The sequence below is a fragment of the Paenibacillus sp. FSL E2-0151 genome (assembly GCF_037993015.1).
Lineage (GTDB): Bacteria > Bacillota > Bacilli > Paenibacillales > Paenibacillaceae > Paenibacillus > Paenibacillus amylolyticus.
Genome location: NZ_CP150308.1, coordinates 1,837,838 through 1,850,548, shown reverse-complemented (window position 1 = coordinate 1,850,548; position 12,711 = coordinate 1,837,838). Strand labels below are relative to the sequence as shown.

Annotated in this window: 15 protein-coding genes; all 15 read right to left on the bottom strand. The window is 40.0% G+C overall.

Translation table 11 applies throughout. The features are described 5' to 3' along the window. Positions 1–62: 62 nt before the first annotated feature. Positions 63–1,022, bottom strand: a complete 960-nt coding sequence (locus MHI55_RS08525) for a hypothetical protein (RefSeq protein ID WP_339300001.1) — start codon at positions 1,020–1,022, stop codon at positions 63–65. 558 nt (positions 1,023–1,580) lie between these two features. Beyond that, on the bottom strand, positions 1,581–3,386 hold the full coding sequence (locus MHI55_RS08520; protein ID WP_340389691.1) for a serine hydrolase domain-containing protein: 1,806 nt from the start codon (positions 3,384–3,386) through the stop codon (positions 1,581–1,583). 111 nt (positions 3,387–3,497) lie between these two features. Beyond that, on the bottom strand, positions 3,498–3,872 hold the full coding sequence (locus tag MHI55_RS08515) for a hypothetical protein (RefSeq protein ID WP_340389689.1): 375 nt from the start codon (positions 3,870–3,872) through the stop codon (positions 3,498–3,500). Positions 3,873–3,953: 81 nt separating this feature from the next. Continuing rightward, positions 3,954–4,610, bottom strand: a complete 657-nt coding sequence (locus MHI55_RS08510) for a chloramphenicol acetyltransferase (RefSeq protein WP_340389687.1) — start codon at positions 4,608–4,610, stop codon at positions 3,954–3,956. An 83-nt stretch (positions 4,611–4,693) separates the two neighbouring features. Beyond that, the gene (locus tag MHI55_RS08505) at positions 4,694–4,924 is read right to left on the bottom strand and encodes a hypothetical protein (protein ID WP_340389685.1); all 231 of its coding nucleotides are present in this window, start codon (positions 4,922–4,924) and stop codon (positions 4,694–4,696) included. A gap of 94 nt (positions 4,925–5,018) precedes the next feature. Continuing rightward, positions 5,019–5,498 carry a hypothetical protein gene (locus tag MHI55_RS08500; protein ID WP_340389683.1) on the bottom strand — a complete coding sequence of 160 codons (480 nt, stop codon included), beginning with the start codon at positions 5,496–5,498 and terminating at the stop codon, positions 5,019–5,021. Further along, the gene (locus MHI55_RS08495; RefSeq protein WP_144029838.1) at positions 5,482–5,703 is read right to left on the bottom strand and encodes a hypothetical protein; all 222 of its coding nucleotides are present in this window, start codon (positions 5,701–5,703) and stop codon (positions 5,482–5,484) included. Before MHI55_RS08495 ends, MHI55_RS08500 begins: the two co-directional genes overlap by 17 nt. Before the next feature lie 111 nt (positions 5,704–5,814). After that, positions 5,815–6,306 (bottom strand): GNAT family N-acetyltransferase, encoded by a 492-nt coding sequence (locus tag MHI55_RS08490; RefSeq protein WP_127544059.1) that lies wholly within the window; start codon positions 6,304–6,306, stop codon positions 5,815–5,817. A 144-nt stretch (positions 6,307–6,450) separates the two neighbouring features. Then, positions 6,451–7,056, bottom strand: a complete 606-nt coding sequence (locus tag MHI55_RS08485) for an oxidoreductase (protein ID WP_340389681.1) — start codon at positions 7,054–7,056, stop codon at positions 6,451–6,453. Positions 7,057–7,385: 329 nt separating this feature from the next. Beyond that, positions 7,386–9,107 carry a helix-turn-helix domain-containing protein gene (locus MHI55_RS08480; protein WP_340389679.1) on the bottom strand — a complete coding sequence of 574 codons (1,722 nt, stop codon included), beginning with the start codon at positions 9,105–9,107 and terminating at the stop codon, positions 7,386–7,388. Positions 9,108–9,152: 45 nt separating this feature from the next. After that, complete coding sequence (locus MHI55_RS08475; RefSeq protein WP_340389677.1) at positions 9,153–9,929, bottom strand: IucA/IucC family C-terminal-domain containing protein; 777 nt, start codon at positions 9,927–9,929, stop codon at positions 9,153–9,155. A gap of 1 nt (position 9,930) precedes the next feature. Beyond that, entirely contained in the window at positions 9,931–10,971 is a 1,041-nt protein-coding gene (locus tag MHI55_RS08470) for an iron-siderophore ABC transporter substrate-binding protein (RefSeq protein ID WP_340389675.1), read from the bottom strand. A gap of 409 nt (positions 10,972–11,380) precedes the next feature. Further along, positions 11,381–11,752 (bottom strand): retropepsin-like aspartic protease, encoded by a 372-nt coding sequence (locus MHI55_RS08465; RefSeq protein ID WP_340389673.1) that lies wholly within the window; start codon positions 11,750–11,752, stop codon positions 11,381–11,383. Then, on the bottom strand, positions 11,742–11,999 hold the full coding sequence (locus MHI55_RS08460; protein ID WP_036669338.1) for a hypothetical protein: 258 nt from the start codon (positions 11,997–11,999) through the stop codon (positions 11,742–11,744). The genes MHI55_RS08465 and MHI55_RS08460 overlap by 11 nt, the downstream gene beginning before the upstream one ends. A 180-nt stretch (positions 12,000–12,179) precedes the next feature. Beyond that, positions 12,180–12,689: a hypothetical protein gene (locus MHI55_RS08455; RefSeq protein WP_340389671.1), complete on the bottom strand. Its 510-nt coding sequence runs from the start codon at positions 12,687–12,689 to the stop codon at positions 12,180–12,182. Positions 12,690–12,711: the final 22 nt, after the last annotated feature.

Here is a 12,711-nt window from a genome sequence, read left to right as displayed (position 1 = left end):
CCTTACATCTTATATAATTAAAGATGAGACCATAAAATAATTTATGGCCTCATAATAACATATTAAAGATCGAATGAGAAATACGGTGTTGGTTTTTCTGTTTCATAAGTACTTTCAGAAGATATCCTTAAAGAAGGACCACCAGGAATTGTTATTGAAGGAGCTACATTAAGTGAACTGACTTTATGCTTATAATATCCATGAATCCCAACTGCTATATCATTGGTGTTCCCTTTTTGTGCTCCATAACTCATGTAGCCTCTAATATTATTTACTAAGTAATTAAGAGATGTAGTTGGGAGTTTAAATGTAACTGCTGTCCCACCCGAATCTACAACTATTGAGTCTCTAGCAATTGGGACTTCAGGGTATGATTTTCCGTTTATTATTGCATCATGCTTTGCAGTGAAAGTAACATTACTCTGCGTCCCAGACTGAACTAGTTGTGGACCATGAGCAAGTGCCATGATATCAATACCTCTTTGTGAAGGATTTTTTACCCATTCAAATCTTAAATTTAACTGATATTTATTTGTACCTACTTTATAAGTCTCCATAGTATATTTCATGTATCCATCACTTGTAGTATAGGATTGGTTTTTAGAGGTTGCTTGTGGTGTAACTGAATTTTCTGAATCTTCTTCAGCCTCATTGGATTCTGCAATCTCTCTGTAAAAATCCTCTTTGCTCATAGAGACAAGTTCTCCAGTTTCTGCAATTAGAGTAGGCAGATTTGTAGAGTCTGTAATCGACATTGAGTAATTATTTTCAGTATTACTTGATACAATTTGCTTCACATAATGAGTTGTAGTATCAACTAAAGTACCATTTGCATATTTTGCTACTTCTTCTGGCGTTAACAGGTCATCAATTTCGCTTTGTGTCCACCCAGATTGAAGAAGAACAGAATTACCAACATCAACTGAAGCATTAATGTCTGACGCTGAAACAACACCGCTAGCAGAAAATAGTAATAAGCTACTTAAAGATAGTGCCAACAATTTACTTAATTTTTTTTTCATGGAATAACCTCCGTAAGATGTATAATATTTTCATGAGATTTCCAAGTATATTATAATATAGAAAAGTATGCAAAGTTAATAAAACGCCTAAATCTTTCTTGTATAGTGAAATAACAGGAAATTCTTAATTAATACTACCTTTTCCTCAAGAATACTACCATTATATACCACGCCTGTTTACTTACCGAAATATGGTATCTAAAATCAAAAAGGAATCTCTTTCGGTAAGATCGATTTCACCACAAAATGCGATCAAAAAAGTCTATAACGATTACAATCCTTGTTTAAATGCTTCTGAAAAAATAAAATATGTTAGAAAACTGAAAGAGCAACCGATTAAAGTCATTGAAACAATGGACGACCGATGATGGCCATAGATGAAAAGTTGACTGATGAGGATTCAGATATATGGATATTTATATACATATCGGTATGAAAATACTCTCTCTTATCGAATTTCACAACTACCATTCAGTCACTCAAACAAGTGCCGGTGACGATCAAAGCACCTCACCAGCTCATAAATAGGTTTGAGCTTAAAGACGTACCTACAACACTCTAAACATACAAATTCCATCCCACAATAAAAGCAGCCAAGATGAGCGCCGAGATGCCAGACATGATGTACATCACCTTTTGCTTTTTGCCGTAACTGCTCTTCCGCAGTTTGTAGATAAGAAAGCCAAGATATGCCACTGCTAGAACCACATAAAGTAGGTTAAACATTAAATTGATCCGTAACGAAGAATAAGCAGGATAATTTGGAAACCTCAATTTCGTTTGTATGATGAAAAGATTAAGAAGGAGTGCCACACCTGCAAAGTTAATTGCAAGATGATATTTATTAAAATCTATCCGAGGATTTCCTCGTATATTTAGTTTGTAAAGTAGCATCCGGATAAAATAGACGAGCAAAGCAGTCACACTGAAAAGGATGGCTAGTATGACAGGAATAAAAGATATTACAATCAAGTTCACCTTCCATTTCGATACAGGCAAGTAATCCATGTAAGGAGTGAAGGAAATTTTCTCAACCTCGCCATTATGCTCGACCACATTATAAAGACTACTTAACTCAGCTTTTGAAAATTTGGTTATATCAAGCTGCCTGAATAAATCGGTAAATCTAGCGGCAGGCCGTCGTGCAGATTGAAAATATCCTCCCCCCTCCGAAGTAATTCTATTAGAATTGACGTTATCACCAAAAATTTCTTTGATAAGCCCATAATAATAAATTTCTTCAAAAGACTGGTTAGTCATGACCACCATCCCAAATTTAGATGCGGGATCAAAGACAACTTTGCTGGAAAACCCTTTCAGATTCCCCTCGTGCATCAGTGTAGGCACCCAGTATTCCATCTCAACGAACCCATGCGCAAATCGCGGAGTAGAGGTCCCGTCATAATAGAGACTTGTTGATAACATTTCGTTTAACGTATCCCTATTCTTAAATAAGACATTGCTATCATCCACAGGCATCAGCGCTGCAAGAAATTTGCCTAAATCTTCTGCTGTCCCAATAGCTGCCCCTGTAGGATAAAATGTTACGTATACTCTGTTCTCAGGGATCAGTTTCAAATCTTTTGTATACCCTTCAATCTCATTCCTTCTTTGTGCTAGGTCTGGATGATCTTGCCCCGTTGGATGAATTGAAGTGTCGTTCATATGAAGCGGTTCGAAAATATGTTGATTGACATACTCATAAAAGGGTTGGCCACTTATCTCTTCCACGATGTAACCGGCTAGACCAACGCCGTAGTTCGAATAACCGACGACGCTATTTGGTTTATATATCTGTTTCGGCTCATTTTTACGTAGCTTGTCTCCCAATTCTAACGTTTCATTCTCGGAGTAATAAAACACCTCGGCCGCCGTTTGATCTTCCCAACCTGCATTGTGATGCATCAGGTTCATTAGTGTAATCGGATCATTGTATCTCAGCTTTTTGAAAAATCCCTCTGGCAGATATTCTTGGATATCCGTATCCAAATCAAGCTTTCCTTGTTCGACAAGCTGCATCACACTCGTATAGACCAACAGTTTCGAGATTGAAGCCCATTCAAAAACAGTAGAGGTATCCGCCTTTCGCTGCTTCTCAATATCTGCGTAACCATATGCCTTATTCACAATGGTTTCACCGTCTTTGATAGCCACAACCGAAACGGCAGCGGTATACTTCTCATACGAGGCAACATAAGCATCAATCGTTTCCTCTAACTTGGACAAAGGAATCCTTGATGGTGTAGTCTCAACCCGTTTCTCTTCAGCGTGGGCAGGTACCGCTATTGCCATAATGATAAATATGAATGACAGAACACAAGCGATTACTTTGTTTACCGTGTGATGTCCACGATTCATCTGCATTTGCTTCTCTCCTTTTATGATAACTGTTAATTGCATCTCTTGTTTTCAAGTATGCGTTTTCAATATAGTTCACATGACTCTAAATTATTTTCAAATTCAATTACACTCCATTCAGGAGAGAGGCCGAAGAATTTCACCTTTCCAACTAACGATGTTTATTTCTTTATCTTTCAAGAGACACCAATCAATCATTTCACCTATCAATTTTGGCGTGATGATCTCATCGCTCCATTGCGGTGTTAATACTCTTCTGTATCCTATATATTCTGTTGTCCAGCCTTCAAATTCTTCTCCGATGATGACTATAAATGGGGGCTTGTTCTTAATACTGTGTTGTCCCACTTCATAAGTGACGATTAACTTCTTATCCTCAGAAACGATATGTAATTTGATTATTCCTTCATCGTCAATATCCGGTTCAACATACCAATAAAATAATCGATTAGAGCGAATGATTTTACGTTTATATTTTTTTCTTACGCCCATAACTCACCTCACATATTCCTTTTTTCTTTGTTCTCCGTATTTGGTCAGTTATCTAAGACACAGCTAGAATAGCTTGGTATCTCATATTAAAAGCACATTGAGTTTAAGGAGTAGTACTCTTGTAAAAATCAATGACTCTATCAAAGATCTCGATTTCTCGTTTTTTATGTCCGGTAATGTTTCGCAATGCTTTACAATATGATGTATATTCTCTTCTACAGTCTCTGCTTTATGAATCCCTACATATCCTGGTACCAGTTCATTAAGGTAATGGAAGTACCTCATTTGAGGTTCAATCATGCACAGATGTTTATCAAAATTTCTTCTGGATCTTGTCTGATCCATCTCCTTTCGCTTGCGCAGCTCATCTTCTTCAGCCCAGAATAGTACATAAGCATCCGGTAATGATATTTCATTCTTCAATAACTTCTCTCTAAAAAAGTTCGCTTTTTCATCTAAAGATAGGTGCTCAGAACCATATATCCAGCTGTACCAAATCTTAAATACATCGCCATCCAAAATCACATACTCATGTTGTTGATTCTTCTCATATGCTATATGCCATCTATCGATTTGTCTCTCCAGCAACCACATCATAAGTTCCTTACCTTCAAGTTGAGGAGCTTCACAAAGGAACCCTGTTTCTGGAACAATAAATGCATCATATTGTGTAGCGAACTGCTGACAAGTGGTACTTTTACCTACAGAACTGGCACCTTCGAGACAAATTATCGTCATTCAATTACCTCCAAATATTACTCACCAAATGATTAATCAACCTTCACTGGCTCTTAAGCGATCATGTTGAATTTCATATTAGACTATGTATTGTAGATTTCTTTAATCTTTAGCCATGTTTCATACCAAAATGTTTTTCGTTTAAGAGGTTTTATTACCTTAATCTCGACTTCTTTTCGTTTCAAATAAACCGTGTCATCCACTTCAATGAGTCTATCGCCAAATGCAAATACCATATCATTGCAGTCTTTGTGATACTGGTTTTCTCTTGTTTCTGACCACTCCGCTTTATCAATAGAATGTCGTTTTCTCATTATTTAAAATCCTCCTTTAAGGAAACACCACTATTTACAGCAAAACGGAAGCCTCCCACATCATTTACACTTTGTTATCCGATATTGATTAGCCTTAAGGTTCGTTTATTCCTATGACTTGTTCAAATGCTATATTAAATTCTTTAACATTAATGTTTAACTTGATTATTCCTTCTTTATCAAGCCCTTTTGTATCTAATTTAAAAGTACCTGTCAGTGCTTCCGAAGTATTACCATCAACTTTCTTATTTATGTCCAATCTAATGTCTCTATCGATTAATCGCTCCTGAATCTCATTACTTATAATTGGTTCAACTGTTTTTAGCGTTATTGATTTATTGGTCCTATTCCATAGATTGAAATGATATGTTACGACTGTAATACCTTCATCTCCTTCGCTCCCTCCCAGTCCAATTGATATCGAGTTTATGTTCAATCCATTCTCAATAATTTTATCCGTCTTCACACTGTTTGAACTACAACCACTTACGGCTAGTATCATTAAAAGAAATAGCAAAATCATTGAACGCTTTTGATTCTTCAATTCGGAAACTCCTTTAATTTTTTTCTTCATCTTGCAGATCCATATTTGCAAGTTCAAGTGCAATCGCTAATCTAATCTGTGAATATTTCCTAAGTCCTTTTAAATAGACATTGTCTAGCTGTTTGCTTTCAATTATAGGTTCGTTTTGATTTATTAATTTCTGGAATGTACCAGCATCACGACGCCCCCCTTTAGATAGCCTTATCTTAGGGAATGGATGTACCTGCTTATCCATTTCACAGAAATATTACGGGCAGATCAAGGGGCACAAGCCCCTGCGCGGGAATATGATATTATAAGAAACCACTTCTAATTTAATTTAAAATTGTATATTCTAGTAATTTTGTCAAGTGGCCCTCTTGCTATCGCATAAGACTACAGAGGTCTCAATTTGTCTTTCTGGAACATTCCAATAGGTATTTAATAGCTTTTTCTTCTCATCAGGTGATACCAGTTTAAAACCATTCTTTAAGTAAAATTTCTTAGCCCATTCAGCTGAGTCCCATGTCCCTATTAAGATCGGTTTATTTGTTAAAGCCACCATATGAGATAAAAGCTTCGTACCTATTCCGCTATTCCGTTGGTTTGTTCGGACATATGCGTGTCTAATTAAACATACATCACCCTTATCTTGAATTCCCATAACTCCTAATAATAGATTTTTTTCTTCAAACCCCCAAAATACTACACCATCGTTCATTTCGCACTTTAGCTCTTCCAATGTCATATAAGGCTCATGATACCTATCGTCAGGAATTACTCCTTTGTATGCCTTTGCTGCATCATTAATAATCTGATACATTACATCCGTATCCATGCTTTTACACAATCTAATCACGTAATTGGCCTCCTTATGGTTTGATGTCGTTTCGTAGATGCTAACCTACCACCGGCTTAAAAGCACCCGAAAGGGTGCGGCTGCATGAGCATAGTTAGTTGGTGCGGGGTTATCCGCCTATATCCATAGTCTCTCACGAACTCATTATAGATTATATTTCGTTTTCATTCTTTCATATAATTTATAATCCGTATTTCGATTTACAATCTCTCCAATTAACTCTTTCCATCTATTTTCAATCCACTTAGGACTTTGTTCTTTCAGAATATCCTCGTTAAATTGACTATCGATATACTCCAAATCTTGTTTAAGCACTCCAATATCCTTAATCAGTTGATTTCTCGATTCTTTTTCTAGCGATACCTTATTCGATAAAATTTCGCCTATGATTTCTACTCTTATATGCGTATACATATCTCTAAACACATTATAGATTAAATAAGTTGATGATAATTGATCTTCCCTGAAGTCGGATTTCAGGAACACGAATGATTCTTCGCCAACTTTCAAAGATACCGCCACATTTCCTAAGGCGTGAATGACTGTTTCCTTGGAAGAATTGTCCTCTAAGCTTTTTATCACATTATCTAAATTAAAGATTGATTCTTTTATACCCATTTGAGTTCCATGATTTAGTTTAACCGTGTATTCAACTTCTTGATTGTCTTTGTACGCTTTGAATTGATAGTTGAAGTACATGCTGATTACCAATCCAACCATTAGTATGATTATTGCTATATTTTTTTTCATTGAATCACCTCCTACTAGTGCCTGAACTACGTATATGATAACCCATATTGTTACAATTGCGAAAGGAAATTGGCGAATAAGGGCGATTTATTAGTTTTCTCAAACCCTTATCCAATCGATCCAATGGGCTTTGAATACACTGAATATATGAAGGTTGTACAGGATACCAGTATGCATTGGAACCTTCCGTATAGTAATAAAACAAAAAGGCCCTTCTTTATCCCATGGGGAATCCGACGACCTTCCGATGCATTTGGAACATATCAACTTTAAAAAAGGTAGAGCGTACCAACTTTCGCTGCAAGCGGGCTAGCGCCAACAACTACCTATCAAGCCAACAAAGCCTGTTCAATCTGATCCACTATCCCATTAATACCTGTTGGCCCATAACAGCCGATCCATGTTGCAGCATCAACAGAATGTACACACTGTTGCTCACCCCCATCCAGCATTTCCAAAACCCTCGTCTCTGTCGCAGATATCCCATCCTGCATAAACTCATTACTCAGCAAAAAGTAGTAGCTAGCTTGTACTGCCGGTAATCTCTCAACCGAGATATGATAGGCCGTATCGGCGGTATCTGCTACAAACAACGGAACGGGCAGACCCAGATCACGGTACAGCACAGCGCCTGTGCGATGAGCAGCAGAATGGACGCGCACGAGGGAATCCAGTGGACGTATCAATGCCACACTTTTTCCTGCCAGTACAGAGGACAATTCCTCGGATAGCAAAGCTGTTCGGCGATGATAATCCGCGATAATCTGCTTAGCCTCGGCTCGCTTGTCTGTCAGTTCACCGAATAGACTCAGGATGGTCTGCCAGTTTTCATTACGCTTGAACATCAGCACTGGAGCGATCCTACCTAACCGTTCAAGATACTGCTCATGAACCTCGGTGCAGATAATCAGATCCGGTGCAAGTCGCTCTACCGCCGGAAGATCGGGGTATTCATACGTACCAAGTAATGCTGTAGGCTGGAGTCCTGCCCGGAGTGATTGAGGGAACGTTAACACGGTACTTCCTAGTCCGACACTTCCTACCGGAGACAAGCCCAGTCCAAGCAAATGATCAGCATATTGCACATCGAGGACAGCGATACGCTGTGGTATCTCGGTGACGGTGTACTCCCCGCGCATATGGCAGATGACCGGGCCTTCGGCTGATTCATAGGAAGAAGCTGTACGATTTTGCAGCAAGGCATTCGCATAGTCCGCATCTCTTCTCGAAGCGGCGGCATGCCGGTAATGTAGCGGTGGGACGCCATTATATTTTTTAAATGCTCTGCTGAAGTAATACATATCGCGATAGCCCATTTTGTCCGCAATTTCACCGATGGAAGCATCCGTATGACGCAGCATGCGTGAGGCACTTTCCATACGCAGCTGAATAACGTATTCCATCGGTCCGAGCTGCTTCTCCTGTTTGAAGCGGCGCTGCAGCTGTCTTACACTACAGCCCGCCAGGGCTGCCAGCTCTTTTAGCTCCAAGTTTTGACGATAGTGCGATGTGATATAAGAAGCGACTACATCCACCATGGCGGACTCCGCTCCCCCTTGACCCCGTTCATACTCCATGATCAGCTCGTAGATCATTCCTTGAAGCAAAGCGTTGGCATAGAAGCGTTCCAGTCCTTCACCGCGGCGCCATTTGGCAACGATTTTTTCGGCGTTTTCGATCCATTCCGCATGGGTTGCCGAGTTTTGAACAAATGACCTGCGCAGCGGGTGCTTGCGATATGAAGGCACAACAAGAGAGGCACCCTCTATGGAAGAAGCCTTGTACATAATGACAATATAATGAATGTCCTCTGATCTGGCCGTCAGCGTAAAGGATGAGCCCTTCACCACATGACAAGCAAAAGAAGCTCCAATGTGGCAACCCTCGCCATCCATTGCAAGCTCCCCTTCCCCTCCATATGCCAGCAGCAGCACATTTGAAGTTAAATCCGTTTCGTGTAAAACGCTGCCTGTCTGCAAAGTACCGCTATCCCCGTCAAGCATCTTGATCGTTGTATCACTCCATAGACTTGTCTGTTCTTGCAGCGGCATTTTTCTCATCTCCTGACAATAGCAAAGGTAAAGTTGTTGCTGTTGTCATTTTAGTTGAGATTCTTTCTCATTGTCAATTTTCGGACATTTGAGACAATATTCGCCTGACATCTGGTAATAGAAACAGCAGGTGATGCGCTCGCTTTTGGCAACATGAACATTGTCCTTACAATCGGTAAAGCGGGTTAACGGATTTTTTCGCTCACCAAACACCTCCCCAGATGCCACCTGCGTTAGATATGAAAAGTCCTCTCGAATGATCTTACTTTCCTGCTCTGTCTCAGCTTCATCAGGAGCGAATAGTCGGCCGATACGTACCATGATATTCTCCCAGAGAATACTCATCGAAAGTGGTGCAATTGCAGCAAGCGTCTTTAACAGGGGTGTAAGCTGTACCGCAAACATCTCCTCGACTACCTTTTCCCGCCACACTGCCCTGTCTCCCGTTAATCCTTCAGCCTGAAGCCCATTCACCGCTAGAAAAGGAAATCGTGTACCGCCCTCATGATCTGAGAGCGCCGGATGATAGAGAAAGCTGTTCTCCAGCTGAAATGAAACATGCTGATGATGAAAAGTCATCGCGGTCACCAGCGGAACCGTCCACAGATAACCGATACGCTTGGCTAACATCGAAGCAGCAACCTTCATGTCAGGCGCATCGATGTACTCCTGCAACCAACTGATATACTCTCGGCATGCCGCTTCGGCATGCAGCTCACTTAGAGCAATGGTACGGACACTATGTTCAGGCGGCTCACCAAGCAAAATCGAATGATCCTCCACTGTCTCTTTCCATAAGTCTGTCGAGAGATATGGGTTCATATTAATTCGATCCGAGCAGGGCTTCCGATGCCTGATCTACAATAAGATTAATCGCAAGAGGTCCGTAGTATGCAATCCACAATGTTGAGTTTACGTCATACGTGCGGTTATTTTTCACAGCATCAAGAGACTTCCACACGGGATTACTCACCATAGCTTCTGCCTCTGCCGCAAACAGCTCATCCGACAACACAAAATAACGATCTGCCCCAATGTCAGGAACCTTCTCCATCGAGATCTCAACAGAGGTATCATCCTTGATCCCCTCAACAAGTGCAGGCATTTTCAAGCCCAAATCCTGATACAGAATGCCGCCTGTGCGATGCTCGATACCATGAACACGAATGCCTTCTTTTCTCGGACGAATAAGAGCTACCGTTTCATCGCCCATCTTCTCCGCCAGCTTGGTCTTCAGTCCAGCAACTTTCTCTTCATAGGCTGTACGTACTTTCTCCGCTTCGTCCTGCTTATCTGTAATCTTAGCAACTGTGGCTAACGTATCACGCCAATCTTCGTAAAAATCAAGTACCAGGGTAGGCGCAATTTTGCTTACACTCTCATACTGCTTCTCCTGGAAATCTGTCATAATAATCAGATCCGGGTCCAAGGCTACAATCGCTTCCAGATTAGGCTCGTCCCGTGTACCCAGTACCTGTACGTCACTCGGTTGATCGCCTAAGTATTCTGGAAAATCAGTATTACCTCCAGCGATAACACTGCCTGCCGGCTTCTCGCCAACGGCTAACATTTGATCCAGGAACTTAACATCAAGCACTGCAATTTTCTGTGGTTTTTCGTTTAGAGTGATGTCACCCTTCATACCCTTGATCGTTACGGGAAAAGCTCCGTCCGACTGCGTTTCCGCATTCGCAGGTGTCTCTGCTGGCGTTGCTGCAGATTGTTTACCGCTATCTGTACCTGTTCCGGCACCGCAAGCCGTCAGGACAAGAATAAGGGCCAACATCAAGCCCATAAATAATCGTGATTTGTGAGCAGCATATGCCTTGCTTCCGGCAGCCTGCCTCTTTGTTCCTTGATTCATGATGAGTCCCCCTTATGTATAATACTGATAATGATTTTCATTATCGAAACATAAAGAGAGTATAAACGATCTCTGCATCGCGTTACCATGTACTTTTGCGACATTTGAGCCGGACTAATGCGACATGGTGCGGAGAAAGGCATTAACTTCTTGGAGAAAATAAACCATGCTTCTTGTGCTCAAACTGGAGAACGGACAATCGGTTTCATGACAGCGAATCGTGCTTATGTTTAGTGTTGGTTACGGATTGAAGTAATGGGATAAGAGCATAATTCAACTGTTGAAAAGCGCGTAGGCTCTAGAACAAAAAAAAACTAACAAAATTTGTTAGGTAAAAACCACTTGTATATGTATCTTATTATCCGAAACGCACTATATATAAGTCTCATTCATTACTACAATTTTATTTTCAATAATGTAATTCTAATGTTTTCAGATCAATTATAAAATTTTGTTGTTTCAGAATATCCAATCCGAGAAGCCCTTTATATTCTTTAGGTAATATGCCTACATCTATTTCTATATTCCCAATGCTTTTTGTTCCTATTTCAATCCTGTCCATGACTTTAGTGTAGAAAGGAATACTTCCTCCAATCCCGTATGCTTCATATATCGAATCGCCGGTTTCATAGGTCACACCGATTTCCTCTAAAACATCAGGACTAATGATCGTATGTGAGGATCCTGTATCTATAATTACATCATCTATTCTTAATACTCTGCCTCTAAATGTAACGGTGAGTGACGTGGTAATTAACTGACCATCATAGTTAATTTTCATTCGTATTACGTCTCACTCTCATTAATGGATCTCTGCGAAGATTGATCACAAAGTCTTGATTTGAAGTATGATACACGACGTTACCAGGCTCTACTTGAAAAAACTCTTTATTTACATCTCGTTCTGATATGGTTCGGATTGGTGCAACTTCATCTACTATTTTTTTGTTGTCTTCCTCATGATAATGAATGATAGAAACCAGAACAAATTGGTCAGGGAACAGTTCTCTAACTTCTTGCCATTTCATGTGTTCTACCTCCTGTTATTGAGTTAGTTCTACTTTCTGTAATTTTAACATATCTCCTGATCTCATTTTACCGTATTCATGACGTCTGACTTGATAAGATGTGGTTTGCTGGAATAACCCACCATGATCCATCTTATACTGTTACTGGCATCAGAGGTCTCCGATGAAAATCCAGTTTCTCTAACTCTCCATTTCAAACCGTGTTTGAAGCTCTTTAACAAATACCTCAATGGGTTCTTTATAGTCGATGGGTTTATACATAGATCTATTATTCCACATATGGCGTTCATCTTTATCACGAAAATCATTATCTTCAACTTCAAGCGTCTTCATCACAAGCATGATTTCATTCATGGTACTTATAACACTTCGACTATCCGTTTTGGTGATCGTGCTCTCGTTACATTTTTCCAAATAATAGTTCACCAGGTGATCAGGAAGCTTCTCAACGGCCAAATAGTCCTCTAAATTCTTTTTAAAGATTCCTGCCAGTTTACTCGCCTGATTTGCTCTAATCCCATTGACCGTTAAGCTTAATCTGGAAAAATCATTCATAAAAACATAGTGTTTTCTGCCATACAACGTGAAGAAGTTTACATGCCAACTAAAGAAGGCATTGCTGTCTTGGATGGTTTCCGGTTTGGCATGAAGATCTTTTAATGTGAGTTGGGTTGCTTTGAAAATAATCATGCTCGACTCCTCCTTGCTCCTT